Source organism: Reyranella sp. (genome assembly GCF_965279465.1).
In the GTDB taxonomy this organism is placed as follows: Bacteria; Pseudomonadota; Alphaproteobacteria; order Reyranellales; family Reyranellaceae; genus Reyranella.
On the sequence record NZ_OZ257242.1, the window covers coordinates 2,985,511 to 3,011,466 of the forward strand.

The window sequence follows — 25,956 nt, forward strand, 5'->3', positions numbered from 1 at the left end:
ATCTGCCACGGCGCGCTAAGCTCGCGTGCATGACCAATGCTCACGCCTCCCCCCAGATCTCTTATGACCATGGCGTCTCGGCCAAGAAGCTGATCGGCGCCACGATCGGCGCTTTCTTCGACGGCCAGGTTGAGAAGTACCGCGAGCGCGAGGCGCTGGTGGTCAAGCACCAGAACGTGCGCTGGACGTGGGGCGAGCTTGGCCGGCGGGTGGACGATCTCGCCGCCGGCCTGATGACCTTGGGCCTGGAGCGTGGCGACCGGGTCGGCATCTGGTCGCCCAACACCTCGGAATGGACGCTGGCGCAATTCGCCACCGCGAAGGCGGGGCTGGTGCTGGTCAACGTCAACCCGGCCTACCGGCGGAGCGAGCTCGAATATGCGATGAACAAGGTCGAGTGCAAGGCGTTGATCCTGGCGCCCGCGCTCAAGACCTCGAACTATCTCGAGATCGTCGACGACCTGGTGAAGGCCAGGAAGCTGCCTCACCTCCGGCACGTCATTCGCCTCGGCAAGGAGAGGACGCCGGGCATGCTGAACTTCGACGACGTGGCGTCGGCCGGCGGCAATGTCGAGCGGGTCAAGCTCGCCGAGCTCGGGCCGAAGCTGCAGTTCGACGATGCGATCAACATCCAGTTCACGTCGGGCACGACGGGCCATCCCAAGGGCGCGACGCTCAGCCATCACAACATCCTGAACAACGGCTACTTTGTCGGCGGCGGGCTGAAGCTCACCGAGAACGATCGGCTGTGCATTCCCGTGCCGCTCTACCACTGCTTCGGCATGGTGATGGGCAATCTCGGCTGCCTGACGCATGGCGCCACCATGGTCTATCCCTCCGAGGCGTTCGATCCGCTGGCGACGCTCAAGGCCGTGGCCGAGGAGCGCTGCACCGCGCTCTACGGCGTGCCGACCATGTTCATCGCCCAGCTCGACCATCCCGAGTTCGAGAAGTTCGACCTCGGCAGCCTGCGCACCGGCATCATGGCGGGCTCGCCGTGCCCGATCGAGGTGATGAAGCGCGTGCAGTCGAAGATGAACATGCACGAGGTCACCATTGCCTACGGCATGACGGAGACGTCCCCTGTATCGACGCAGTGTGCAACCGACGACCCGGTCGAGCGCCGGGTCTCGACCGTCGGCCAGGTGCTGCCGCACATCGAAATCAAGATTATCGATACCGAGGGAAAGGTAGTTGCGCGCGGCGAAACCGGCGAGTTCTGCACCCGCGGCTACTCGGTGATGAAGGGTTACTGGAACGACGCGGAGAAGACCCGCGAGGCGATCGACGACGGCGGCTGGATGCATACCGGCGACCTCGCGACCATGGACGCCGAGGGCTACGTCAACATCGTCGGCCGGTTGAAGGACATGGTGATCCGCGGCGGCGAGAACGTCTATCCGCGCGAGATCGAGGAATTCCTGTACCGCCATCCGAAGATCCAGGACGTGCAGGTGATCGGCGTGCCTGACCCGAAGTACGGCGAGGAGATCTGCGCCTGGATCAAGCTGCACGCTGGCCAAAGCGCGACGCCTGAGGAGATCCGCGAGTTCTGCAAGGGCCAGATCGCCCACTACAAGATCCCGCGCTACATCGAGTTCGTGCCGGAATTCCCGATGACCATCACCGGCAAGATCCAGAAATTCGTGATGCGGGAGCAGACGATCGGCAAGCTTGGGCTGAAGGCCGATAAGACGGCTTAGGCTTCCCTTGTCCGCCTGGGCTATCGGGTCAACTTTTTTCGACACGCACTGAGTCGATGACCCCTCCGCCCCTCCGGGGGCATCTTCCCTGGCTTCGTAAGGGAGGAGGGGCGGTGGCTCTTTCTGACGCCGATGTGACCATTTGGAGGACGGGCAACGCACCTGGAATGGGGTGCGTTGTAAGGCGGTTCGCCGTCCTGCCGGAGTCAGCGCCTCGTGAAATCAACCGTTCTCGCGTTCGATCCGCGTGCCGTCGCGGAATCGCACGTTCCTGCCGCCAAGCGAATCCCAGCCTTCGACTATCTGCGTGCTTTCGTGATCTTCCTCGTCGTCCTGCACCACGCGGTAATGGCCTATTGCACCGGAGGCCACGTTGCGCACGCCGGCGACTATACGAAGGCAACCGCGCCCGTCGTCGATCCTGCCCAGTGGGACGGCTTCAATTGGATGGTTACAGGCAACGACAGCTTCTTCATGCCGCTGATGTTCCTCCTTGCCGGCCTGTTCGTGCGCCCCAGTCTCGCGCGCAAGGGATTGGGCCGCTATCTCGCGGACCGGGCACTGCGTCTTGGCTTGCCACTACTGGTAGGCATAGTCACCGTGGTGCCGCTCTCCTATTACGCCGCGTACCTGCAGAGCGGCGGCACGGCGAGCTTCGGCACCTTCTGGATGCGGATGGTGACTGCAGGTCCATGGCCAAGCGGTCCGCTCTGGTTCGTCGGCGCGTTGCTCGTGTTCGACGCGGCGACGGCACTGGTCCTCTCGCAACGACCGGCGGAGCGGGGCGCACGGCGTCTGCAAGTCGCGCTCGATCGCCGGCCGAAGAGCGTGTGGTTCGCGGCTTTCCTCGGTGTTGCCGCGCTCGTCTTCCTGCCCGCACTGGCCATTCTCGGCCCGTCTCTGTGGTTGACCGCCGGCCCCTTCGGCATCCAGGCGAGCCGCATCGGCCTCTATGCGTTCTTCTTCGTCGCCGGCGTGATCGTCGGCGCCGACCGTCTCGCGCGCTTCTGCGAGGAACATTGGTGGCACTGGCCGTTTCTCGCCGCCGTGGCAGCCGTTCTGTTCCTTTCGTTGCACGCGATCGCGCTGCCGGCAATCGCGGACGGCGCGGCGATGTTGCTGTTCTGCGCGGCAATGGCGGCCGGATTGCTTGCGCTGGCCGTTCAGTTCGGCCGGCAGCGTAGCGCCGTCGGCGACAGCCTTGGCGCCAACGCTTACGGCATCTATCTGCTTCATTATCCCATCGTGCTGTGGATTCAGTACGCGCTGCTCCACGTGCCTCTCGGTCCGGTCGCGAAAGGATCGCTGGTGCTGGCGTCCGGATTTGGTTTGAGCTGGCTCGCCGCGAGCTTGCTCCGCCGGGTCCCGGGCGTCGCACGCATCGTTTAGCGCGCGTCGGGCCGATCATGGTCAGGCGGGGGGCGCTACCCGCAGGCACGATTCCGAACGTCCGCATCCCGAAGGGCGACATGGGCGTTTCGGTGGCGACACAATTTCGCCCGCCTGCAAATGCTAGGCTGCTACCGACAGGAGTTCAGGGGTATGCCGGTCTACATGGAGGTTTCGAGGCTGCATCGCTGCGTCACCATTGTCGCGCGTGGCGCGATTCTACCCGAGGAAATCATGGGCGCCGCCAAGCAGCTTTTCGAGGCGCAGGTTCCGCAGTTTGCCAAGCTTGTCGACGTCGCTGCTGCAAACGCGGAAGTGAGCCCAGAGCAGATCCAGCGAATTGCCGAGCTGTTGCGGGGCGGCCCTGACGTTAAGCGCGGGCCGGTGGCATTCCTCGTCAGTCCGGAAAAGGGCGAATTTGCACGGGCCTTCGCGGCGACCCAGGGAGAGCGGCCGGTGAGCGTATTCACCAGGCTGCGCGAGGCCCGCGATTGGTTGGCGCGGATCGACGAAGCGGAGCGGCGTGCCGATGCCGGGGCATTCCAAAGCTCGCCCTGGTCCGATCCCGAGCGTGAGGCCGTCATGTTCCGCCGCGGCCAGCGGCGCAAGCTCCCCATTCGGCAGAACCGCCCCACCTACGCCGTCTAAGGCGAGAAGCTACTCGGCCGCCGCCCGCCGTTCGGCCGTGGTGGCAGCCGCCGCCGGCCGGTTGGACTCGATGAACATCCGGATGTGCCGGACGGCGAGAGGAACCTTGTCCGGCGTGTCCTTCCACGGATACAGGCTGACCTGCGAGTTGGGTGCGAGCATCGCCACTTCCATCGCCACCTTGTAGGGATGCGGCGGGACATCGTCGGGCAGAACCAGGATGGGCGTCTGGCAGTTTTTCACGAAGTCACGCCTCACGGTGAATACGAAGTCGGGGTTGCTGAGGTACATCTGCTTCAGGAAGGCGCTGACCTGCTCCATCGAGATCTCCGGCCGGCGCTTCACGAATTCGGGGCCCCAGCCCTTCATGTTGTTGTCGTAGAACTGGGTCGGCATCTCCTCGCGATGGCCGCTGGGCTGGGTCAGCACGGCGGCGACCACGCGATCTCCCGCGCGCTTGATCAGGTTCCAGATGAACGGCTGGCCGATGCAGTAGCCCAGCACCATGAACTTCTTGATGCCGAGATGGTCCATCAGGCCGATATGGTCATCGGTGAAGGAGTCCCACGGCCGGTCGGTCTCGAGCGGACCGGATGACTGCCCGGCATTGGCATTGCGAAGATCCGCGGCGATGCAGCGGAACTTGTCGCTGAACTCGGTAAGGGCATTGAAGGGATGCGTCGTGGACAGGCCAGCGATGGTCGAATTCAGACCGCCGCCCGGAATGATGAACAGCGGAAAGCCCGAGCCCCTCTCCTCATAGTGGATGCGGACCGGACCTCTTTCATAGAACGGCATGGCGATTGCCTCCCAACGACTTGTGATTGCGAACCGTGCCATGCGCGCGCGGCCGGCTCAACCGGAGACCCATGTGCTAGATTCGGACTGAAACAGCAGGAGGCCGCGTGACCGACGCCCCGCATTCCGACAACGGCGAGACGCCCGAGAAGGACGTTCCGCTGCGCTACGACACGCGGCTGTTGGGCCGCATCCTGGGCGATACGGTGCGCTCGCAGGAAGGCGATCAGGTCTTCGATCTGGTCGAGCACATCCGGCGCACCGGCGTGCAGTTCCATCGCAATGCCGACGAGGGTGCGCGGCGCGAGTTGCAATCCATCATGAGCGGCCTGCCGACCGCCGAGGCGATCCTCATCATTCGCGCCTTCGGCTATTTCTCCCACCTTGCCAACCTCGCCGAGGACCAGCACCACATAAGGCGCACCCGGGCCTATGCCATGGCCGAGGCGCCGCCGCGGCGCGGGACCATGGCCTACGCGCTCGCCCGCGCGCGGGACGCCGGCGTCACGCGCGAGCAGCTCGAGGGTTTCTTCGCCCGCGCGCTTTGCGTCGCCGTGCTGACCGCGCATCCGACCGAGGTCCGCCGCCAGAGCACGATCGATCGCGAGCGCGAGATCGCGCACCTGCTCGACCAGCGCGACCGGGTCAGGTTCACGCCGGAAGAGCTGAACGACAATCGCCGCGCGCTGCGCCGCAATGTCCTGACGCTCTGGCAGACCAGCCTGATCCGCCATTCCCGCCTGCGCGTGCTCGACGAGGTCACCAACGCGCTCGCCTACTACGATCACACCTTCCTGGCCGCCCTGCCGGAGTTCTACGCAGACCTCGAGGACCAGCTCGGCTTCGACGTGCCGCCCTTCCTGCGGATGGGGAGCTGGATCGGCGGTGACCGCGACGGCAATCCCAACGTCACCGCCGAGGTGACGCGCGAGACGCTGGCGATGCAGAGCCAGCGCGCGCTGCGCCATCATCTCGAGGAGCTTCACCTGCTCGGCGCCGAGCTGCCGCTCTACGGACCGATGGTGCAGGTTTCCGACGCGCTGCAGGCGCTGGCCGACCGCTCGCCCGATACCGCCGACGAGCGCAAGGACGAGCCCTATCGCCGCGCGCTGACCGGAATGTACGCCCGTCTCGCCGCGACGGCCTGGTCGCTCGACAAGCTCGAAGCGCCTCACCGGCCGGTGGGGCCCGCGCCCGCCTACGAGACGGCGGACGAATTCAAGGCCGATCTCGATACGATCCGCGACTCCCTCGGCGCCGATAATCTTGGTCCTCTCGCCCGCGGGCGGCTGCGGGCGCTGCGGCGCGCGGTCGACGTGTTCGGCTTCCATCTCGCCGAGCTCGACATCCGCCAGAATTCCGACGTGCACGAGAGGGTCATGGCCGAGCTGGTCGAGGCGGCCGGGGCAGGCAAGGACTATGCGGCCCTGAACGAGGCCGCCCGCGTGGCCTTGCTGACCGCCGAGCTCGCCAACCCGCGCGCCCTGGCGACGCCGCACAATGCCTATGGCGAGGAGACCGCCGGCGAGCTCGCCCTGCTGCGCGTCGCGGCCGATGCCCATCGCCGCTATGGCGCGGCGTCGCTGCCGCACTACGTGATCTCCAAGGCCGACAGCGTGTCGGACATCCTCGAGGTCGCCGTGCTGCTGAAGGAGGTCGGGCTGCTGCGGCCGCGCGAGGGCCGGCTCGACATCGACATCGTGCCGCTGTTCGAGACGATCGGCGACCTGCAGCGCTGCGGCGCGATCATGGAGTCGCTGTTCTACGAGCCGGCCTACCGCCGGCTGCTCGCCTCGCGCGGCAACGTCCAGGAAGTGATGCTGGGCTATTCCGACAGCAACAAGGATGGCGGCTACCTCACCTCGACCTGGGAGCTCTACAAGGCCGAGCTGGCGCTGATCGACGTCTTCCGCCGCCACCGGATCGGGCTGCGCCTGTTCCACGGTCGCGGCGGCTCGGTCGGCCGCGGCGGTGGGCCGAGCTACGAGGCGATCCTGGCGCAGCCGCCCGGCGCGCTGCAGGGCGCGATCCGCGTGACCGAGCAGGGCGAGGTGATCGCCGGCAAGTATTCCAACCAGGACGTCGGCCGGCGCAACCTCGAGACCATCGCCGCCGCGACGCTCGAAGCGACCCTGCTCGAGGCCGAACGGCCGTTGCCGCCCAAGGACTATCTTGACGTGATCGAGCAGCTCTCGGCCGACGCGTTCGGCGCCTATCGCGCGCTGGTCTACGAGACCGAGGGCTTCGATATCTACTTCCGCGAATCGACCGTGCTGGAGGAGATCGCGAGCCTCAACATCGGCAGCCGTCCGGCGTCGCGTTCAAAGCGCCGCGGCATCGAGGACCTGCGGGCGATCCCGTGGGTGTTCAGCTGGGCGCAGTGCCGGCTGATGCTGCCCGGCTGGTACGGCTTCGGCACGGCGGTGGCGAAGTGGATCGAGGCCAACCCGACAGACGGCCTCGCGCGCCTGCAGGCGATGCACGACGACTGGGGCTTCTTCCGGACCACGCTGTCAAACATGGACATGGTGCTGGCCAAGAGCGACATCGCTATCGCCTCGCGCTATGCCGAGCTGGTCGGCGACGAGGCGTTGCGCACATCGATCTTCGAGCGCCTCCGCGCCGAATGGCAGGCCTCGATCGACGCCGTCCGAAGCATCATGCGCCAGCAGGAGCTGCTCGAGGGCAATCCGCTGCTGGCCCGCGCCTTGCGAGGCCGCGTGCCCTACATCGACCCGTTGAACCACGTGCAGATCGAGCTGCTGCGCCGCCACCGCGCCGGCGATGAAGACCCCAATGTGGTCGCCGGCATCCACCTCAGCATCAACGGGATTGCGGCGGGATTGAGGAACAGTGGGTAGGGGATAGCCTCACACTTGCGAGCAGCGCGGCCAACGACGTTGCCTGGATTAATATGAGGAACCGCACAGCGTCATCTGGCGGTAATCAGTTGAACAACGTATAGTTGTCCTTCAGCGTAGAGCAGCAAGTCGAGAAAATCAGATCGCTGGAGGCGGAAATGAAGATCGAGGGTGCAGGCAAGATTGTCGGCCTGGTCTCAGGTATTGTGACCGTCGTCATTGCAATTGCCGGATTCATCCTCGATTCGAGCATCAAGACCAACGAAAGCGCGATAAAGGAGGCTGCGGCGAGATCTCAGGAGAGTTCCAACGTCCTTCTTGCGAAGGCAGAGGCAAATCTCAAAGCCGCGGAGGCGGGCGTCCAGGCGGCAGAAACAGCCAGAAAGGCGGCTGAAGAAGCCGCCATAAAGGCCGCAAAGATGACCACCGACCTGGTGAATAACCAGAAGATGTTCGAAGTCGGGGCCGTCCTGAACTTGGAGCTGGAAGCCCCTCTCGCCGGGTCGTTCGCCCGCTCGTACAAGACGTACGCGACATCGAAGGCCGGCCCGCTGGATTTCATTTTTCCGACGACCGAATACGCCCGGGAGGTCGGCGGGAACCTGGATCACTGGGCAACGGGCAACGGGTTGATGGAAGTACGCGCCTGTGCTTTGTCGATTCGACAGGTCGTGACCTTGAAGGTCAAGAGCTATGGATTTGCCGATGCCGTCGACATTGTGATGGCTGCGTGGTTCAAGCCGTCGGCGACTGGCAACCCGGCGGTAGCCTGGCGGGAAAAGGTCGGCGACAAGAATTTGCACTTCGGCGATCTTCTGTCGGACAAAAGCGAGCCTGTTGGACAAGGCTGGAAGCGCCTCGAAATCGTGATTCCCAACCTGCACGGCACTCGATCGATGGCGCAACTGAAGGCCGAGGCTCGAGAGTCCATAATGATGCCCCTGGCGGTCGTCACCACCGAGAATTCGGGTGAAATATTCTGGACGGCTTTCTACGGGTCAGTGTTCGTACCGTCCGAGATTTCCTGGACCGATCAAGTGACCAAGCAGCACCAGAAGCGGCTGATCATGAATCCGTTGGTTTCGACGATCATGCCCGCGCTGAACGGCGGGGCCGTGGGAAGGCTGGGGTCTTCCTGCAGGCAGTAGTGAGGGACATCGAGGAGATCGCCTTCGGCCTGTCCGAAAGTGCTTGAAGCGGTTGTGTGCGCACCCAGCAAGAACGGTGCATTCAACTCTACGCGCGCAGAGTCGCGGTTCGCGCGGTATCGATGTCGCTGCCGTCAACCGCTATCGCCACGCCATAGTCGCGCCCGGCAGCCCCGCGGCTGACGATGCCGTCGCGCACGTCGCGCAGGACGCGGGCGGGGTCGCGGGTCTTCGGGTCGCCGTAGCCGCCGCCGCCGGGCGACAGGCTGCGGTAGGTGCCTGGGCCGTGGCGTTGCACGCCGTACTTCGGTGCGTCGATCTTCTTGCCGTCGGCCAGGGTGAGGATCACCTCGCCGCTGCCCCCCGCGCGGCCGCCGGCGGCACCGAAGCTCGATGGTGCGCCGGCGCCTTCGCCGCGAAAGGCATAGTCGGCCGGCGTGGATATCTCGACTTCGTAGTCGCAGCCCGCGCCGCCGCGGAAGCGGCCGGGGCCGGCCGAGTCGCAGCGCAGCTCCTGGCGGCGGAAACGCACCGGATAGAGCTGCTCGTAGGTCTCGAGGTTGGGCAGCGTGAGCCCGCCGAGCGTGATCAGGTGGCCGATCAGGTGGAAGCCGTCGCGGCCCTCGACGCCGCCGCCGGCCGGCGCGCCGGCCCATTGGTACATCACATAACGCCCGCCGTCGTCTCGCAGGCCCGCGGTGACGGCATGCACCGCCTTCGACCAGCCGGCCGAGGCGCGCTCGGGCAGCGCCTGTCCGAGCGCCTTCCACATCACATGGACGATCTCGTGCGCCACGAAGACGGTGTTCATGGTCATCGGCGCGGGCATGCGTGCATTGACCAGCGTGCCTTCGGGCAGCCGGATCTCGACGCTGCGGAAAGTGCCTTCGTTGCGCGGCAGGTCGGGCTCGAAGAACGAGGCCAGCGCCATGTAGACCGCCGACGTCGAGTTGGCGATCGAGCTGTTCTTGAAGCCCTTGACCTGCGGCGAGGTGCCGGCGAAGTCGACGACCAGCCGGGAGCCGGCGACCGTCAGCGTGACGGCGATCCTGCCGTCGATCGGCTCGAAGCAGTCGTTGTCGACGACCTCCTCGGCGCGCCACGTGCCTTGCGCGAGGCGGTCGATGCACCCGCGGAAGCGCCGATCGGCATGGGCCAGCACTGCCTCGAAGAAGTCGCCGGCGCGATCGGGACCCAGCTCCTCGACCAGCAGCGCCAGCCGCTCGGCGCCGATCCGGGTCGAGCCGATCATCGCATGCAGGTCGCCGTCCAGCGCCTCGGGCAGGCGGGTGTTGAGCATCAGCAGCCGCCACAGGTCGGCGCGCGTCTTGCCGCCCTCGATCAGCTTCAGCACGGGCAGCCGGATGCCTTCGTGGAAGATCTCGGTGGCTGCCGAGTTGTAGGTGCCGGCAGCGCCTCCGCCGATATCGGCCTGGTGCGCGCGGTTGCAGGCGAAGGCGACCAGCGTGCCGGCGACGAACACCGGCCGGGCGATCACCCAGTCCGGCAGATGGTTGCCGCCCGCGGTGTAGGGATCGTTCAGCAGGAACACGTCCTCGGGCTCGATCTGGCCGGCGAAGTCGCGCAGCACGGCGCGCACCGCGAAGCCGCCGCCGCCGGTATGAATCGGGATGCCGTCGGCCTGGCTGATCAAGGTGCCGCGCGCGTCGGCGATGAAGCAGGAGAAGTCGTGACTCTGGCTGAAGATCGGCGAGCGCGCGGTGCGCGTCATCACCCAGCCCATCTGGTGCGAGATATGGTCGAGCCGGCTCTGTACCAGCGCCAGGGTGACGGGGTCGAGGGTCATGGGACTGGCCTTTCGAAGCTTGAATTCCTCCCTGCGCGCAGCGCGGGGAGGTGGCGCGTCATCGCGCCGGAGGGGTCATGGGTCACAGAATCGGTGCGGCCCATGACCCCTCCGTCGCCGTAAGACGGCGACACCTCCCCGCGCTGCGCGCAGGGAGGAAGCCGTGAGCGGGAAGAGCTATGCGAGCGCATCGATGTGAACCAGAAAGTCGTCGCGAGAATCGACCTCGAGCGTGTCGCGCGGGCCGATGAAGGCGGTCGTGGTGCGCTCCTCGATCAGCAGCGGGCCGGGGAGCGTGCAGCCGGGACGCAGGTCGGACCCCTCGTAGACCGGCACGTCCTGCCAACCGTGCGCGGCGTCGATCCACACGGGGCGGGTCTCGCGCGGCCTGGGCGGCGCACCTTGCGGGGAGCGCGCGGCGGGCGGCGTCCAATCGAGCGGGTTGCGGCCGATCACCCGCAGCGCGGTGATGTCGATCCGGCCACGCGGCTGGATATGGCCGAACAGCCGCTGATGCTCGGCCTCGAACGCGGCGCGCAACGCGCCGGGATCGAAGCCGTCGAGTGCCACGCGCACCGGCCATTGCTGGCCCTCGTAGCGCAGGTCGACCTCGCGCTCGATCACCTCGGCATCGGCCGCGCGCGCCTCGAGCTCGGCGAAGGCCGCGTCGAGGGTGCTGCGCTCGACCTTGTCGAGATCGGCCAGGAACACCTTGAGATAATCCTGCCGCACATCGGACTGCAGCATGCCCATGGCGCAGAAGGCGCCCGCGGCGCGCGGCAGCAGCGCGCGCTTGCAGCCCAGCGCACGCGCGACGTTGGCGCCGTGCATCGGCCCCGCGCCACCGGCGGCGACGAGGGTGAAGGTTGCCGGATTATGGCCGCGCTCGATGCTGAGCCGCTCGACGGCGTGCAGCAGGTTCTGCTCGAGCAGCCGGATCACGCCCGATGCCGCCTGCTCGACCGACAGGCCGAGCGGCTTGGCGAGCTTCGTCTCGACCGCGCGGCGTGCCAGCGCCCCGTCGAGCGTGACCGCGCCGCCGGCGAGCGGGCCGGGTCGCAAACGCCCGAGCACGAGCTGCGCATCGGTGACGGTCGGCTGCTCGCCGCCCAGCCCGTAGGCGGCGGGACCGGGCCGGGCGCCGGCGACCTGCGGGCCGACATGCAGCAGGCCCGCATCGTCGACCCAGGCGACGGTGCCGCCGCCCGCGCCGACAGTGTGGATCTCGACCGACGGCGTGGTGAGGTGATAGCCGTCGATCGTGAGCTCGTCGGCGACCGGCACCTCGCCCTTCGCCATCACCATCACGTCGCAGCTCGTGCCGCCGATCTCCATCGAGATCAGGTTGGCGGCCTCGCCCGGCGCCGCGCAGCCCTTGAGCGCGCCGACGCCGGCGGCCGGACCCGACAGCACCAGCATCACCGGCCGCGCCGCGACCTGCTCGACCGAGACCGCGCCGCCGTTGCTCTGTAGCAGCAGCAGGGAACGTGGCAGGCCGAGCTGGCGCAGCTGGCGGTCGAGCGCTTGCAGGTAGCTGGTGACCTTGGGCGCGATGTAGGCGTTCACCACGGCGGTCGAGCCGCGCTCGTACTCGCCCATGGTCGGCATCACCTCGCTCGACAGCGAGATCCACGGCCCCGCGCCGTGACGCGCCAGTGCCGCGCCGGCCGCCCGCTCGTGGCGACCGTCGAGAAAGCTGTTGAACAGGCACACCGCCACGGACTCGACGTCCTCATCGGCGAACACCTTGGCCGCCGCCGCAACATCCTCCTCCGCGAGCGGCGCGAGCTCGCTGCCGTCGGCCGCGAGACGGCCGCGCACCGGCAGGCGCAGGTAGCGCGGTACCAGCACCTCGGGGAAGGGCGCGCGATGATCCCACTGGTTCTCGCGCATGCCGCGGCGGATCTCGAGCGAATCGCGGAAGCCCTCGGTGGTCAGCATGCCGACCCGCGCGCCCTTCTTCTCGAGGATCGTGTTGGTGGCGACGGTCGAGCCGTGCACGAACAGCGCGCAATCGCGCAGCAGCTGCGTGAGCGGCAGATCGAGCTGCTGGGCGGCCAGCCGCAGCACGCCCAGCACGCCTTCGCTGGGATCGGCCGGCACCGACGGCGCCTTGAAGATGCGCACCGCGCCAGCGGTATCGCGCAGCACCATGTCGGTGAAGGTGCCGCCGACATCGACGCCGATGCGCCAGGGAGCGGTGAGGGAGGGAGCGTGTGAGTCCATGTGGGTGGAGCTTAGCCGCCGTTCCTTCGACGTGCTAGGAAGATGGGGCCTTGAACCTGAGAGAGCCGCATGGCGCAGCCGCAATCGCTGATCTGCAAGGGGTGTTGGCAGAACATGCATGTGCCGATCGCGCTGCGGGGCCCGCTATCGGTACCGTTTCGTATCGCCGGGCTGCGGCCCAGCCGTATGAACCCCAACACCTGCACCCTGTGCGAGCTGATGTTCAAGCGGGTGATGAAGGCGACCAAGATCACGATCGACGCCACGATCCTCTTTGCCGATCTTCGCTCCTACACCGAGCTTTCGCAGTCGATGTCTGCGGCCAGCATGGGCGGCATGCTCGACGTCTTCTACGACGAATGCGCCGGCGCGATCTGGGACCATGACGGGCTCCTCAACAAGACGATCGGCGACGCCGTGATGGCGGTCTTCAATTTCCCGATCCGGCAGGCCGATCATGCGCGCCAGGCACTGCTGGCGGCACACGAGATCCAGCGTCGCGTCAGGGCCCGCAAGGCGGAGGCCGGCCTCGACTTCGGCGTCGGCATCGGCATCCACTGCGGCGAACTGAGCTTCGGCGAGTTCGGCCGCTCGCATCGCGACCTGACCGCCATCGGCACGGTGGTGAACACCGCCGCCCGCCTGCAGGGCGCCGCCGCGCCGGGCGAGATCCTGGCCACCGAGGCGGTGCGCGAGCGGGTCGGCGAGCTGATGCAGGGAAGCGTTGGCCAACCCACTTCGCTCAAGGGTTTCGACAGCCCGATCATGCTCTATCGCGCGTGAATTCCGGTTCGCTCAGACCTCTCGCAAGTCGAGCCGGCACTCGACGAGTTGGACGGTCAGCCGAAGGATCAAGGCCTGGCTGCTCTCGATGTCGACCGGCTGCCTCCTGATCTATCCGAGTGATCCCTGGACCTCAGCGAGTTCGGCGCGAATCGCGCGAAGCTGTGCAAGGACAAGGTCCTCGGCGATTTCGACCATCACCTATCGTAGCATGAGTTCCGCTGGGACCGAGCCACTCCAGTGGCGTTCATGTCTTCCGGACCGCGAGCCTCCGGCTCGCTCATGGAAAAGTGCATCCCTATGCGCGTATGAGCGAGCCGGAGGCTCGCGGTCCAAATGAGCATGAGCGCATCGCGGCGGCATGTTAGGAATTGCGCCAACCAATCAGCGGGAGTGAAGCGCGATGAGCGATGTGCGGATTTTGGCGGGCGGGCTCGGGTTTCCCGAGGGGCCGGTGGCGATGGCGGACGAGTCGGTGATCCTGACCGAGATCCGCAACGGGCGGTGCTCGCGCGTGACGGCGGACGGCAAGGTCAGCGTCTTCTCGGCCAACGGCGGCGGGCCCAACGGGCTCGCGCTCGGGCCGGACGGCGCGCTCTACTGCTGCAACAACGGCGGCAGCCGCTACGTCGAGGGCAAGTCGATGGGGCAGGGTCCGCATCCCGACTACAAGTTCGGCTGGATCGAGCGGCTCGACCCGAAGACCGGCGAGGCCAAGGTGCTCTACACCGAATGCGACGGCCACAAGCTCAGCGCGCCCAACGACCTGGTGTTCGACACCGCCGGCGGCTTCTACTTCACCGATCTCGGCAAGCGCTATGCCCGCCATCGCGACCACGGCGGCATCTATTACGCGCGGCCCGACGGCTCGAAGATTACCTGCCTCATCTATCCCTTCCTCAGCCCCAACGGCTGCGGCCTCTCGCCGGACGGCAAGGTGCTCTACGTCGCCGACACGGTGAGCGCCCGCCTCTACGCCTTCGACGTCGAGGCGCCGGGTGTTCTGGCCAGCAGCAAGGCGGATTGGGCGCATACCGGCCGCGTCGTCGGTGGCGCGCCGGTCGGCCCGGCCGGCTTCGACAGCCTCGCGGTGCTCGCCAACGGCAACGTCGCGGTGGCCACGCTCAGCACCGGTAAGATCACCGAGTTCTCGCCGCAGGGCGCGATCGTGCGCGAGGTCGCCATGCCCGACGTCTACCCGACCAACATCTGCTTCGGCGGCGCGGACATGAAGACGGCCTACATCACCCTGTCCGACACAGGGCAGCTCGGTGTGATGCAATGGCCGACGCCGGGGCTTAAGCTCAACTTCACCTGAGACCCTTCACCTCAGATCCTGGCATCGGAGTAGCGTGCGCGCATGAGCTCGAGTCCCTTCGTCGTCTACCGCGCGCGGCGCATCCTGACCATGAACCCGGCCCGGCCCGAGGCGACGCACGTCGCGGTGCGGGACGGGCGAATCCTGGGCGTCGGCCCGCTCGACGAGCTGGCCGGCTGGGGCGCCCATACGCTCGACGACACCTTCGCCGACAAGGTGCTGATGCCCGGCCTGGTCGAGGGCCACAGCCATGCCGCCGAGGGCAGCTTCTGGCGCTACCGCTATCTCGGTCGCTTCGACCGCATGGATCCCGACGGCAGGACGTGGCCCGGCCTCGGCTCGATCGACGAGGTGATCGCCAGCCTGCAGGAGAGCGAGCGCAGCCTCGCGGCCGCCGGCGCCGCTCCAGGCGCCCCGCTGTCCGGCTGGGGCCTCGATCCGATCTATTACGGCGACCGGCGGATGGCGCGTGCCGACCTCGACCGCGTCTCGACCGCCCGCGCCGTCGGCGTGATGCATGCCAGCGGCCATATCTTCAACGTCAACAGCCGCGCGCTCGAGCTTGCCGGCCTGCTGCGCACCGGCATCAACCATCCCGGCGTGCCGCTCGCCGCCGACGGCCTGCCGACCGGCGAGCTGAAGGGCCCCGACGCCATGACCATGGTCGGCCGGCACATCGGCTACGACCGCGAGTCGATGGCCAACGACGAGCAGGGCCTGCGCGCTTTCGCCCGGCTCTGCGTGCGCCAGGGCGTGACCACTGCGACCGACCTCGCCAACCTGCTGCCCGACGACGCCGTGGCGATGATGCGCCGGGTCACCGGCGAGGCGCGCTTCCCGGTGCGGATCGTGCCGTTCCGTCGCTTCCAGGCGCTGACGCCGCAGCAGGCGCTCGACGATGCGCTGGCGCTGCGCGGCCAGACCACCGACCGGCTGCGGCTGGGCGCGATCAAGCTGTTCGTCGATGGCTCGATCCAGGGCTTCTCCGCCCGCCTGCGCTGGCCCGGCTACTACAACGGCGCGCCCAACGGCCTGTGGTACACGCCGCCCGAGACGATCCGCGAGCTCTATGCGCTGGCGCTCGGCCACGGCGTGCTGGTGCACAGCCATACCAACGGCGACCAGGCGACCGAGATGGCGCTCGACTGCCTCGAGGAGGCGCTGCTCGGCCAGCCGGCGCGCGACCACCGCTTCACGCTGCAGCATTGCCAGCTCGCCGACGCCGCCCAGTTCCGCCGCATGCGCCAGCTCGGCATGTGCGTGAACCTGTTTCCCAACCATCACTTTTATTGGGGCGACCAGCATTACGCGATCACGGTCGGTCCCGAGCGCGCGCTGCGCATGAACGCCTGTGCGACGGCGCTCGCCACGGGCGTGCCGATGGCGATCCATTCCGACGCGCCGGTGACGCCGCTCGGCCCGCTGTTCACCGCCTGGTGCGCCGTCAACCGCCGCACCGCCAGCGGCCGGATTTTGGGCGAGAGCGAGCGCATCTCCGTCGCCGACGCGTTGCGCACCGTCACGCTCGGCGCCGCCTGGACGTTGCGGCTCGACGGCGAGCTGGGCTCGATCGAATGCGGCAAGCGCGCCGACTTCGCCGTGCTCGAGGACGATCCGCTGGCGATCGCGCCCGAGGAACTGAAGGACGTTCGCCTCTGGGGCACGGTCCAGGACGGCCGCCTGTTCCCCGCCGCCGAGGCCTGACCATGGACGGGGCCTGAGCATGGACCAGCCGGCGGCCGCACCGCCGCTGGCGTGGCGCGGCCGCCTGCCGGTGACGCTGATCGGCGGCTATCTCGGCGCCGGCAAGACCACGCTGGTGAACGACCTGCTGCGCGCCGCCGACGGAAGAAAGCTCTGCGTGCTGGTCAACGATTTCGGCAGCGTGCCGATCGACCGCGAGCTGATCGTCGCTGCCGGCGGCGACACGCTCGAGCTGTCGGGCGGCTGCGTGTGCTGCGAATACGGCTCCGACCTGATCGAGACCCTGGCCGACCTGCCGGCGCGCCAGCCGCAGGCCGAGCGCGTGCTGCTCGAGACCAGTGGCGTCGCGCTGCCCGACCAGGTCGCCGCCGCGCTCTCGCTGCTGCCCGGCTACCGGCTCGACGGCATCGTCGTGCTGGCCGACGCCGAGACCGTGCGCGCCCGGGCCGACGACCGCTATGTCGGCGACACGATCCGCCGCCAGCTCGCCGCGGCGGACCTGGTGATCGCCAACCGCTGCGACCTCGCCGGCCCCGTCGCGACCGACGCCGCGCTGCGCTGGCTGGCGCAAGAGGTGCCGTCCGCGCGCCGCGTCGCCACCGCCCGAGCGGCGGTCGCGCCCGAGCTGCTGCTCGGCCTGCGCGACGGACCTGTGCCGCCGCGCCCAGCCGCTGGCGACCCGGCCGCGCCGGATGCCGCGACGCTCTACGACTCGGTTGCCTTCGCCTTGCCGCCGGGGGCCGACCTCGCATCCCTGGCCCGGCGCCTGACCGGGCCGGCGCTGGGCATCCTGCGCGCCAAGGCGATCGTCGCCTACGGCGACCGGCGGCTCGCCCTGCACATCGTCGGCGCCCGCGCCGCGATCGACGACGCGCCGCCTTCCGCCCGGCCGGGCCTGCTGGTCGCGATCGGCCTGCGCGGCCAGCTCGACGCCGCCGCGATCAGGCAGGCGCTGCTGCCGCAGGACCCGTCCCGCACGCCCTGAAGCCGAAGATTCGACTTCCTCCCTGCGCGAAAGCGCGGGGAGGTGGCCCGAAGGGCCGGAGGGGTCATGGAGCAACACCACGACTGTGGCCCATGACCCCTCCGCCCCTACGGGGCACCTCCCCGGCTGCGCCAGGGAGGAATGGTCAGCGCACCACCGCTTCCGCCTCGATCGGGCCCAGCGGCTCGTCGCGCAAGGTCGCCTCGAAGGCGCGCAGGCGCTTGTAGACCGAGATCAGCGAGATGATGGTGGTCCACGACTGGACCAGGTACTGGAAGGAACTCTCGACCCGGCCGAAGGCGCGGATGACCTGCTGCATCACGCCGAGCGTCATGCCGCCGGCCACGATCGACGGCGCGAGCGCGATGTAGGGGATCAGCACGCTGGTCTGCAGGTAGGCGTAGCGCACCACGTTGAAATACAGGAAGTTCGCGTACAGCCGGAAATAGTTCGCCCGCACGTGGCCGAACAGCTCGTGCAGGGTCGGCGGCTGGGCGCGCACGGGGTCGTCCTCGCCCAGCACGAGCTCCTTGCGGAAGGCCGCCTCGACCCGCTGGTTGCGGAACTCGAGTCCGGGCAGCCGGATTCCGGCCACCGCCAGCGCGGCGGTGCCGATCGCCGCCCACAGCACGGCCACGAACACCAGCGCCTGCGGCACCGGCCCGACCAGCGGCAGCTCCTTCACGTAGGACGACAGCCCCCACAGGATCGGCAGGAAGGCGATCAGCGTCATCAGCGCCTGGACCAGGCTCGCCCCCAGACCCTCGACCGTCGAGGAGAATTTCTGCGTATCCTCCTGGATGCGCTGCGAGGCGCCCTCGATGTGGCGCAGCCGCTCCCAGTGGCCGACGTAGAAGTCGTTCATCGCCTGGCGCCAGCGGAACACATAGTGGCTGGTGATGAACGCCGTCAGCACCGCGGTCAGGATGTAGACCATGGCGATGCCGCCGAACGTCACGAGCTGGCCGAAGAACTCCGCCTGGGTGATCGCCCCCGGCGTGGCCAGCGCCTTCTGCACCATGTTGTAGAACGAGCCGAACCAGGTGTTGATCATCACGTCGAGCTGGACCTGGAACCACAGCAGGAAGACGATCAGCGCCGAGACGGCGACCGACCAGCGCCACCACGGATGCGGCATCAGCCAGCGCACCAGCCCGACGAACAGCGCGCCGGTCGCGATCATGTACTCGAACAGCCAGATGTTGCGCGCGCTCTCGACCGCGACATTCGCCCCGTCGGCCCCCGCCGGCGGATAGGCATAGCCCGCCAGCCAGCCCAGGCTGAGCTGGGGGCCGAGGTCGCGGGCGAGCCCGTACCACAGCGCCATGGTGAGCGCGGTCCACAGGAGCGCGGCGGGGAAGAAGAGGCGGGGGGTCGGGAAGAACGATGAGAACATCGCGCATCCATAGCAGATTCCCGTCCCGCCCCCGCTTTCCTCGCTGTCGAAGCTGGGGAGGTGCCCGGAGGAGGCGGAGGAGTCATGCGCGGCGACACCTATGTGTGGCCTATGACACCCTCCGGACGACCCGTAGGCTGGCTAGAAAGCCCGATAAGCCTGATCTTCCCGGACAGAAGCCACACCGTCGACAGTGCGAAGGGAACCAACTTTGTCGGCAGGAATACTGCCGTTCACGATCGAGAAGCGCTCGTGGCGCGCGATCCGGCCCAGGCCGAGGCGTGCCAAATCCTGCACGATCCTGTCCATCCTGGCGGCATCGACCGGCTCGAGCCGGATCGTCACGTCGATTGTTGGTTCACCAGTGGCCATGGGAGGGGCAACGCTCCAGGTTCAATTTGGTGGCGCCATGACCAGGCCCTTCCCAACATCTCGCGCCGGCAGGGCCAGAGGCCGAGCGAGTTGCTGCAACCGCGCCCATAGCGTCCATCCACGATACTTCATATCGGACTGCGCGAGCAACGCCGCAATGCCTGCGACATGAGGGGTGGCCATGCTGGTCCCCTGCCATCTCGCATACCTCCCGCCGGGCAGTGACGAAAGTATGTCCACGCCGGGTGCCGCAATGTCCACTTCCTGGTGAGGATTCATGCCCCCACAGGAAAATGGCGCTACGTTCATGGAAAGGTCGACGGCCGCGACGGCCATGATCGTGGAGGCGTTCGCCGGCGATCCGACCGGTGCAATCTGGCCGGGTCTTGCGCTCTCGTTGCCCGACGCCGCGATGACGAGCGTGCCCGCGTCGAGGCAGACGTGGCCGATCTGCTCGTAGTCCTCGACCGGCTGATCGCCCAGGTTCGTCGCCGCTCCAAGCGACATGGAGATGATCTGGCAACCCTGCTCGAGGGCCCAATCCATGCCGGCGATGACCGATCGGTCGGTTCCGTAGCCGTCGTCTCCCAGGACCTTGCCGGCGTATATCTCTGCTTCATACGCGATCCCGTAACGGGGGCCGCTGGCGGGATTCCGCGGGCCGCACGCCGTGCCGACGCAATGGGTCCCGTGCCCGATCTGGTCGGTTTCGAGGCTGTTGGATGCGAAAACCTTCTTGGTCACCCGCCTGCCGAAAAAATCCGGGTGGGTGTCGTCGAAGCCCGTATCGAGGACGGCGACCTTGATGCCGGCGCCCGTCAGGGTGGAGAGCGAGGTCCTCGTCGCTTCCAGACCCCAGGTTGCAACCCGCTCCTCGAGTTGCGCGCTTGCCCGACTGATCCCAGCGTCCCGGCCATCGAGCAGATGATGGACGACGTGCGTCACGCCATCGCGATAGCCCATCAGGTAGTCCCTGCCCGGGATCGAGTGCCGGCCGAGGATGGGGCTGGCGGGCTCGTGATCCCGGGTGCCTGGCGCACCGAGCGCGCGGTAGAGACGCTCGGGTCGAGAGGCCGTCACCACGTTCTGGTCGGCGGCGCGCCGGAGCATCGGGCCGGCGCGCTCGGGGTCTCGCCGGATGATGGCGATGCCGAAGCGTTCGAAGTACTGCACGTCCGCACCGTCGAAGTCGTTCGGCACGGCAGCGGCGGTCTTGAATTCGGATGACGAAGCGATCCTGAGACCGGTGCCTGCCAGATTCTGAACGCCTGTCCGACTGGCTCCTGGCGCAAACCGCATTACGAGCCCAAGGCGGCCCGGATTGGCGGTTGGCAGAGTTCGATCAATATCCGTCAATGTATCCTCCTTGGCGAAGTAGATCAGAGTACACTACTGCAGGTTGCCATACTGGAGTTCGCGACACAACCCCGACCGTTGCCGGTCGCGACGATCTCCTGGAGGAGTATGATTTGTGAGTTTGCCCAACCCGCCGCGCCTTCCTACGATGGCGGCCGGAGAGCGGGGGAGTTCGCGTGAGCAGTCAGCAGGATCGGCCGCAGCTGCGCAGCAATGCGCTCGGGCTGGTGGACTGCATCGGCCAGTCGGTGGCGAACATGGCGCCGACGCTCACACCCGCCATCAACATCGCCGTCATCGCCGGCCTCGCCGGCAGCGGCTCGTGGCTCGGCTTCCTGATCGCCAGCACCGGGGTGTTCTTCGTCGCCCTCAACATCGCCACCCTGTCGCGCCGCCACACGCTGTCGGGCTCCTACTTCATCTATATCGGCCGCACGACCGGGCCGCTCACCGGCCTGATCGCCGGCTGGCTGATGATCGGCGGCTATCTCGTGAGCGCGATGGCCGTCGCCTTCGCCGAGGTGCTGTTCCTCGAGAACTTCCTCGCCAGCCTCGGGCTCAAGGCCCTGACGCCCAACCCCGGCCTCGCGATCTGCGTCTTCCTCGGCGTCACCGGCTTCGCCGCCTATCGCGACATCCGCCTGTCGTCGCGCTTCGGGCTGGTCCTCGAGGTCGCCTCGATCGGCATCCTGGTCCTGATCACCGCGATCGTCGTCGCCCAGCGCGGCACCGTGATCGATCCCAAGCAGCTCGATTTCGGCAAGCTGGGCTATGGCGGCATCATGACCTCGCTCACCTTCGCGGTGCTGAGCTTCGTCGGCTTCGAAAGCGCCGCCACGCTCGCCCGCGAGACGCGCAATCCCGCCCGCAATGTTGGGCTGGCGGTCACCATGAGCGCCCTGCTGGCCGGCCTGTTCTTCATCGCCATCACCTATTTCATGGTGCTGGGCATGGGCGACGACACCCGCGCCCTGGGCGACAGCAGCGCGCCGTTCATCGCCATGACCGAGCGCGCGGGCCTCAGCGCGGCCGGAACGGCGATGTATTTCGGCGCCCTGATCAGCGGCCTGGCCTGCCTGCTCGCCTCGCTCAACGCCGTCTCGCGCCTGCTGTTCTCGATGGCCCGCTACGGCTATCTCGCCCGCGCGCTCGCGACCGTGCACCCCCGGCACCGCACGCCCGCCACGGCGGTCGGCCTGTCGGTCGCGGTCATCCTGCTGGGCTGCCTCGTCACCCTGCCGCTCGGGCCCCTCGCGGCGTTCGGCTTCGCCGGCACGCTCGCGACCTTCGGCTTCCTCGCGATCTATTTCCTGATCTGCCTCGCCGCCCCGCTCGACCAGTTCCAGGCCGGCACGCTCGCCGTGCGCCACCTGCTGTTCAGCGGCGCCGGCACGCTGATGATGACCTTCGTCATCCTGGGCAGCGTCTGGCCCGTGCCGCCCTGGCCAGCGAACCTGCTGCCCTGGCTGTTCCTCGCCTACCTCGCCGTCGGCGCCGCCTGGTTCTGGCGCTTCAGCAAGCGCCGGCCCGAGCTGGTGCAGGCGATCTTCTCGGACAAGGAGGCCTGATCCCATGACGATGCCCGGCGACAGGACGGCGCTGTCGGCGCGCAAGGGCCCGGTCCTCCTGGCGCTGGCCGCCGGCCCGCTGCTCGGCGCGGCGATCTTCTTTTCCCTGGCCGGCCCGCCCGCCCCGCCGCCGCCCGTCCAGCCCGACGCCAAGCTCATCGCCGTGCCGTGGCACCACAGCACGCGGCTGACGGCGCTGCAGCAGGTCTGGACCGGCCCCGACATCGTCGACGTGCTGACCCGCCGCGACGCCAAGACCGGCACGACCTACGTCCTGCGCCGCATCTGGTGCACGAGCCGCGAGTTCCAGGTTCTGGGCGAGGGCGCGACCGAAGCGCAAGCGAAGGCGGGCCATGCCGCCGATATTGGCCGCAAGCCGGTGGCGGAGAAAACGATCTCCTTCTACGTCGCGGCGCACATCTGCCCAGGCTGGAAGACGAAATAGTCTCCTGCTGGGAGCGCGGCTCTCCAGAGCCGCTCATAGCATTGGGCGAACCGAAGAAAGAGCGGCTCTGGAGAGCCGCGCTCCCAGCGGCCTTACCTCGGCCGCTTGAGGCGCTTGTCCAGCACGTAGGGCTCCTGCGATCTGAGCCTGTAGGCGCCTTTGGCGTTGTCCGCCACGAACAGCAGGTTCCAGCTGTTCCTCGAAACCGCGCTGGGAATGGCAACGAACTTATGCCTGGCGAGCAGCTCGTCTCCAAACTTCTGTTGCGCCGCTTCGGGGATGCCCGAAACCAGCCAGTCCGGATCGGGGAGGCCCGACGGCTCAACGGTGAAGACGCTCGCCGGTTCGAGGATCTCGACGCAGGAAAGAACGTGCGGCACCAGATCGATCGTCTCGAAGCCCTTGTGCACCGCGACCTCGATCAGCGCCGTCGCGGCGTCGAAAGAGCAATAGACGGCCCTGACGCCCGGACTGTTCCAGCGTCCGCCCACGCGCCAGGCGCCTTCCCCGCTGTCCCAGCCCGGCGCATGAATATCGCGATCGAGGCGCCAGGCGAGGAGAGGGCCGCCGATCGGGAAAGGAGACAGCGGAAGCGTCAAACGTAGACGCCGTAGTCCAGACGCTCCAGGAATTGCTCGACCAGCTCCGTGCCGGTCTGCGTCGCCAGCAAATCGATGGGCCGGTGCCCGTTGAGCCCTTGCGCCGGCCTGGCCAGCCATTCCTCGGCCTTTTGCTGGCTCCCCAGCACCGACGTGGCCTTTGCCAGGACTTCGGCAAACTTCCAGACACGACTGCTGCGATCCGGGTCCAGCAGCTTCTTCTCGCGCTTCACGCGCTGGAACGTCCGCAGGCTCATCGCAATGGGACCTTCGAGGGCCTGCCACTCGAGATGCTGCAGATGGTCCACGAGATAGCCGACCGATACGCCCGGCAGGCCGCGAACGAGGGCTTCGTGAGCCTCCAGGTCGGTCGTCGGCCTGTGCCCCTTCGGGAAGATCCTGCTGCCGCCGAGGAACTCGGAAATGGCCGCAAACTTGTGCTCTTCAGCGCCAGCAATGGGGAGATCGACACGGGTCATAGGGCTTCTCCGTCAGATGGCATAATTAATACGCCATCTGGCACACTTCAAGCCTCCTGCGGTGACTTCGCGATGCCGACTCACACCGGCCAACTCCTTCCTGTCGCTCCGCTCGGGATGACGGAAAATCGGCGCGACTAAGAAGGTCCTGCCTCCAACCTGAAGGCCAGATCGGCCCAGACGCCGGCGTGGTCGGACGGCCACAGCGTGGCATCCGTGGGGCTCGGCGTGTCGAAGCACACGCCGCTGCCGACCACCTCGATGTCGGGCGAGACCCAGATGTAGTCGATGCAGCGGTCGAGGCGCGGCCAATAGGGATGCGAGACCGAGCCGTCTTGGTCGGCGAGGGCCGTGAAGGCGGTCGGCTCGGTCTGCGTCGGGCGGAAGCGCGTCGCCATCAGGGCCGCCGACGGTTTGTCGAGGCTGGCATTGAAGTCGCCGCAGACGATGCGCGGCACCGCCGGGTCGCGCGCATCGATCCACGCCAGCAGCTGCTGCACCTGAAACAGACGCAGCGACTCCTCGCCACGCGACCGGTAGAGATGGGTCACGTAAACATCCAGCGGCGACCCATCGACAAGGACCCGGGCGACCAGCGCGACCATGTCTCCCGCCTGATAGTCGAGATTGCCGCTTTCGATCACCGGGTAGCGCGACAGCATCGCCTCGGCCTCGACCTTCGACAGGCCGTTGACCTTCGTCTGCTGCACCAGCCCGTAGCCGGCGCCCGCCGCCGCCGAAAGCGCCGTGCGCAGGAGCTGCGCGCTCTGCAGCGGCACGCTGACCTCGTTCAGCCCCACGATATCCGGCTTTAGCCGCCCGAGCTCCGCCTCGATCAGCGGCCGGCGCGCCGGCCACCTTTTGTGGTCCTGCTCAAGATTCAAGGTGACGACGCGGAACGGCATGGTGGAAGGATGCTCCTCAGGCGGAAACGATCGAGTGGTCATAATGTAGAGCATGGCGATGCCGCCGAACGGTGCGAGTCGGCGAAGAACTGTTCCTAGGGACGGCGCAGGGAAGGCCCGTCTTTCTCAAGGGCGCGCCGACGAGCGCCTTCTCGGGATTCCGCAAGATGCGAAGGCGCGCGTACTCTTCTCGCTTGTTCTAGTCGCAGGCTAAACGAAGGGACTAAATAAGCCACAGGAACGCGGCCGAAGCCCAACTTGGTGTGTTGCGCGTATCGTTCGTTCTTGGTATGTTCCGTACTCTCGCGCACAAAAACGAGATAAAGTTCTGCCAAATGCAGCTTTGGGAGGTTGTGGGTGGCAACGAAGAGCGGGAAGTTCTTTGATGAGCGAACTGACGAGTCCGAGGCTAAGGCTCGGATTATCGAGAAGTACTTTGCCACATGGGCACAGGTTGTGTTGACGACCGCCGCAGGCAGGGGAGGTAAGATCGGGTACATGGACTTGTACGCGGGGCCCGGACGATACAAGGACGGCTCGAAGTCCACGCCGCTCTTGGTCTTGGAAAAAGCGATCCAGCACCCGCAGATGTCGCAGATGCTTGTATCCATGTTTAATGACGCCGATGACAAGCACACCAGCACGTTGCAGGAAGAAATCGACAAGCTGCCGGGCATAAAGACCCTCAAGCATACTCCGCAGGTTAGATGCGGTGCGGTCGATGAGGCGTTCACGGAATGGCTCGCCACTACCCGCCTCATACCAATGTTCAGCTTCGTGGACCCATGGGGATACAAAGGGCTATCGCTGAAACTCGTTAACGGTGTCATTAAGGATTGGGGTTGCGACTGCGTTTTCTTCCTCAACTACAATCGCGTCAATGCTGGCTTCGGCAACTCTATCGTCGACAAGCATATCGACGCCCTGTTCGGAGAAGACCGCGCCGCGAAGATGAGGCCAAAGCTACGCAAGATGACGCCCAACGAGAGAGAAGCGCATATCTTGGAGAACCTTGCCCAAGCTATCAAGGAGCTTGCACCTAGAGCCTTTGTCCTACCGTTCCGGTTCCGAAACCTCAATGGTACACGCACGTCTCACATACTCGTGTTCGTCTCGAAACACTTTCTCGGATACGACATCATGAAAGGGATAATGGCAAAGGAGAGCTCATCGGAGCACGAGGGAGTAGCTACTTTCACCTACTCTCCGGCAGACCAGTCGAACCCGCTTCTGTTCTCGCTATCTAACTTTTCTCTCTCACGGCTCAAAAGATCGCTCGTGAAGGACTATGCCGGCAAGACGATCGTGCATGAGAGGCTCTATGAGCAGCACAGCGTGGATAAGCCTTATTTGAGACCCAACTACCGTCAAGTCCTGCTGGAGCTAGAGGCCGAGGGTAAGATCACCTGTAGCAAACACAACAGGAACACGCTCGCCAAACACATCGAAATAACATTCCCATAGGG

At 66.8% G+C, this 25,956-nt stretch carries 21 protein-coding genes; 12 read left to right on the plus strand and 9 right to left on the minus strand.

Annotated features, from left to right (window positions below; translation table 11 throughout):
- The first annotated feature begins 29 nt into the window (after positions 1–29).
- From ACQY8M_RS14570 to ACQY8M_RS14580, 3 genes are all read left to right on the plus strand, one after another.
- A complete protein-coding gene (locus tag ACQY8M_RS14570; RefSeq protein ID WP_428673278.1) occupies positions 30–1,703 on the plus strand; it encodes an AMP-binding protein in 1,674 nt (557 codons plus the stop codon).
- Between the two features lie 315 nt (positions 1,704–2,018).
- Complete coding sequence (locus ACQY8M_RS14575) at positions 2,019–3,092, plus strand: acyltransferase family protein (RefSeq protein WP_428673281.1); 1,074 nt, start codon at positions 2,019–2,021, stop codon at positions 3,090–3,092.
- 153 nt (positions 3,093–3,245) lie between these two features.
- Positions 3,246–3,740 carry a hypothetical protein gene (locus tag ACQY8M_RS14580; RefSeq protein ID WP_428673284.1) on the plus strand — a complete coding sequence of 165 codons (495 nt, stop codon included), beginning with the start codon at positions 3,246–3,248 and terminating at the stop codon, positions 3,738–3,740.
- Positions 3,741–3,749: 9 nt separating this feature from the next.
- On the opposite strand, the gene ACQY8M_RS14585 is transcribed toward ACQY8M_RS14580, so the two are convergent.
- The gene (locus tag ACQY8M_RS14585) at positions 3,750–4,538 is read right to left on the minus strand and encodes an alpha/beta fold hydrolase (RefSeq protein ID WP_428673287.1); all 789 of its coding nucleotides are present in this window, start codon (positions 4,536–4,538) and stop codon (positions 3,750–3,752) included.
- Between the two features lie 107 nt (positions 4,539–4,645).
- Between ACQY8M_RS14585 and ppc the strand changes: the two genes are divergently transcribed.
- Positions 4,646–7,399: a phosphoenolpyruvate carboxylase gene (gene ppc, locus ACQY8M_RS14590; RefSeq protein WP_428673290.1), complete on the plus strand. Its 2,754-nt coding sequence runs from the start codon at positions 4,646–4,648 to the stop codon at positions 7,397–7,399.
- 158 nt (positions 7,400–7,557) lie between these two features.
- On the plus strand, positions 7,558–8,547 hold the full coding sequence (locus ACQY8M_RS14595) for a hypothetical protein (RefSeq protein WP_428673293.1): 990 nt from the start codon (positions 7,558–7,560) through the stop codon (positions 8,545–8,547).
- Positions 8,548–8,635: 88 nt separating this feature from the next.
- Here ACQY8M_RS14595 and ACQY8M_RS14600 read toward each other — a convergent pair whose 3' ends face one another.
- Together ACQY8M_RS14600 and ACQY8M_RS14605 are read right to left on the minus strand one after the other, a co-directional pair.
- Positions 8,636–10,354: a hydantoinase B/oxoprolinase family protein gene (locus ACQY8M_RS14600; RefSeq protein ID WP_428673297.1), complete on the minus strand. Its 1,719-nt coding sequence runs from the start codon at positions 10,352–10,354 to the stop codon at positions 8,636–8,638.
- 177 nt (positions 10,355–10,531) lie between these two features.
- Positions 10,532–12,580 carry a hydantoinase/oxoprolinase family protein gene (locus ACQY8M_RS14605; RefSeq protein WP_428673299.1) on the minus strand — a complete coding sequence of 683 codons (2,049 nt, stop codon included), beginning with the start codon at positions 12,578–12,580 and terminating at the stop codon, positions 10,532–10,534.
- Positions 12,581–12,649: 69 nt separating this feature from the next.
- Between ACQY8M_RS14605 and ACQY8M_RS14610 the strand changes: the two genes are divergently transcribed.
- From ACQY8M_RS14610 to ACQY8M_RS14625, 4 genes are all read left to right on the plus strand, one after another.
- A complete protein-coding gene (locus ACQY8M_RS14610) occupies positions 12,650–13,363 on the plus strand; it encodes an adenylate/guanylate cyclase domain-containing protein (RefSeq protein WP_428673302.1) in 714 nt (237 codons plus the stop codon).
- Positions 13,364–13,766: 403 nt separating this feature from the next.
- Positions 13,767–14,681: an SMP-30/gluconolactonase/LRE family protein gene (locus tag ACQY8M_RS14615; RefSeq protein ID WP_428673305.1), complete on the plus strand. Its 915-nt coding sequence runs from the start codon at positions 13,767–13,769 to the stop codon at positions 14,679–14,681.
- A 42-nt stretch (positions 14,682–14,723) separates the two neighbouring features.
- A complete protein-coding gene (locus ACQY8M_RS14620) occupies positions 14,724–16,385 on the plus strand; it encodes an amidohydrolase (RefSeq protein ID WP_428673308.1) in 1,662 nt (553 codons plus the stop codon).
- A 19-nt stretch (positions 16,386–16,404) separates the two neighbouring features.
- Entirely contained in the window at positions 16,405–17,370 is a 966-nt protein-coding gene (locus ACQY8M_RS14625; RefSeq protein WP_428673311.1) for a CobW family GTP-binding protein, read from the plus strand.
- A 145-nt stretch (positions 17,371–17,515) separates the two neighbouring features.
- Here ACQY8M_RS14625 and sbmA read toward each other — a convergent pair whose 3' ends face one another.
- From sbmA to ACQY8M_RS14640, 3 genes are all read right to left on the minus strand, one after another.
- Entirely contained in the window at positions 17,516–18,766 is a 1,251-nt protein-coding gene (sbmA, locus tag ACQY8M_RS14630; protein WP_428673314.1) for a peptide antibiotic transporter SbmA, read from the minus strand.
- Between the two features lie 141 nt (positions 18,767–18,907).
- The gene (locus ACQY8M_RS14635) at positions 18,908–19,138 is read right to left on the minus strand and encodes a hypothetical protein (protein WP_428673317.1); all 231 of its coding nucleotides are present in this window, start codon (positions 19,136–19,138) and stop codon (positions 18,908–18,910) included.
- 21 nt (positions 19,139–19,159) lie between these two features.
- A complete protein-coding gene (locus tag ACQY8M_RS14640; protein ID WP_428673319.1) occupies positions 19,160–20,494 on the minus strand; it encodes a S8 family peptidase in 1,335 nt (444 codons plus the stop codon).
- A 176-nt stretch (positions 20,495–20,670) separates the two neighbouring features.
- Between ACQY8M_RS14640 and ACQY8M_RS14645 the strand changes: the two genes are divergently transcribed.
- Both ACQY8M_RS14645 and ACQY8M_RS14650 read left to right on the plus strand, forming a co-directional pair.
- A complete protein-coding gene (locus tag ACQY8M_RS14645) occupies positions 20,671–22,062 on the plus strand; it encodes an APC family permease (protein ID WP_428673322.1) in 1,392 nt (463 codons plus the stop codon).
- 4 nt (positions 22,063–22,066) lie between these two features.
- Positions 22,067–22,507 carry a hypothetical protein gene (locus ACQY8M_RS14650; RefSeq protein ID WP_428673325.1) on the plus strand — a complete coding sequence of 147 codons (441 nt, stop codon included), beginning with the start codon at positions 22,067–22,069 and terminating at the stop codon, positions 22,505–22,507.
- Between the two features lie 92 nt (positions 22,508–22,599).
- Here the strand turns inward: ACQY8M_RS14650 and ACQY8M_RS14655 are convergent, their stop codons facing one another.
- The 3 genes from ACQY8M_RS14655 to ACQY8M_RS14665 form a co-directional block, all read right to left on the minus strand.
- Positions 22,600–23,106 carry an RES family NAD+ phosphorylase gene (locus tag ACQY8M_RS14655; RefSeq protein ID WP_428673328.1) on the minus strand — a complete coding sequence of 169 codons (507 nt, stop codon included), beginning with the start codon at positions 23,104–23,106 and terminating at the stop codon, positions 22,600–22,602.
- On the minus strand, positions 23,103–23,585 hold the full coding sequence (gene parS / locus ACQY8M_RS14660; protein WP_428673331.1) for a type II RES/Xre toxin-antitoxin system antitoxin: 483 nt from the start codon (positions 23,583–23,585) through the stop codon (positions 23,103–23,105). The genes ACQY8M_RS14655 and parS overlap by 4 nt, the downstream gene beginning before the upstream one ends.
- 137 nt (positions 23,586–23,722) lie before the next feature.
- A complete protein-coding gene (locus tag ACQY8M_RS14665; RefSeq protein WP_428673334.1) occupies positions 23,723–24,490 on the minus strand; it encodes an endonuclease/exonuclease/phosphatase family protein in 768 nt (255 codons plus the stop codon).
- A 357-nt stretch (positions 24,491–24,847) separates the two neighbouring features.
- Between ACQY8M_RS14665 and ACQY8M_RS14670 the strand changes: the two genes are divergently transcribed.
- Positions 24,848–25,954: a three-Cys-motif partner protein TcmP gene (locus tag ACQY8M_RS14670; protein ID WP_428673337.1), complete on the plus strand. Its 1,107-nt coding sequence runs from the start codon at positions 24,848–24,850 to the stop codon at positions 25,952–25,954.
- Positions 25,955–25,956 lie beyond the last annotated feature (2 nt).

Coding starts and splice junctions, on each gene's coding strand:
- ACQY8M_RS14570 (WP_428673278.1), top strand. CDS start 30: ATGACCAATGCTCACGCCTCCCCCCAGATCTCTTATGACCATGGCGTC.
- ACQY8M_RS14580 (WP_428673284.1), top strand. CDS start 3,246: ATGCCGGTCTACATGGAGGTTTCGAGGCTGCATCGCTGCGTCACCATT.
- ACQY8M_RS14585 (WP_428673287.1), bottom strand. CDS start 4,538: ATGCCGTTCTATGAAAGAGGTCCGGTCCGCATCCACTATGAGGAGAGG.
- ACQY8M_RS14595 (WP_428673293.1), top strand. CDS start 7,558: ATGAAGATCGAGGGTGCAGGCAAGATTGTCGGCCTGGTCTCAGGTATT.
- ACQY8M_RS14600 (WP_428673297.1), bottom strand. CDS start 10,354: ATGACCCTCGACCCCGTCACCCTGGCGCTGGTACAGAGCCGGCTCGAC.
- ACQY8M_RS14605 (WP_428673299.1), bottom strand. CDS start 12,580: ATGGACTCACACGCTCCCTCCCTCACCGCTCCCTGGCGCATCGGCGTC.
- ACQY8M_RS14610 (WP_428673302.1), top strand. CDS start 12,650: ATGGCGCAGCCGCAATCGCTGATCTGCAAGGGGTGTTGGCAGAACATG.
- ACQY8M_RS14615 (WP_428673305.1), top strand. CDS start 13,767: ATGAGCGATGTGCGGATTTTGGCGGGCGGGCTCGGGTTTCCCGAGGGG.
- ACQY8M_RS14620 (WP_428673308.1), top strand. CDS start 14,724: ATGAGCTCGAGTCCCTTCGTCGTCTACCGCGCGCGGCGCATCCTGACC.
- ACQY8M_RS14625 (WP_428673311.1), top strand. CDS start 16,405: ATGGACCAGCCGGCGGCCGCACCGCCGCTGGCGTGGCGCGGCCGCCTG.
- sbmA (WP_428673314.1), bottom strand. CDS start 18,766: ATGTTCTCATCGTTCTTCCCGACCCCCCGCCTCTTCTTCCCCGCCGCG.
- ACQY8M_RS14635 (WP_428673317.1), bottom strand. CDS start 19,138: ATGGCCACTGGTGAACCAACAATCGACGTGACGATCCGGCTCGAGCCG.
- ACQY8M_RS14650 (WP_428673325.1), top strand. CDS start 22,067: ATGACGATGCCCGGCGACAGGACGGCGCTGTCGGCGCGCAAGGGCCCG.
- parS (WP_428673331.1), bottom strand. CDS start 23,585: ATGACCCGTGTCGATCTCCCCATTGCTGGCGCTGAAGAGCACAAGTTT.
- ACQY8M_RS14665 (WP_428673334.1), bottom strand. CDS start 24,490: ATGCCGTTCCGCGTCGTCACCTTGAATCTTGAGCAGGACCACAAAAGG.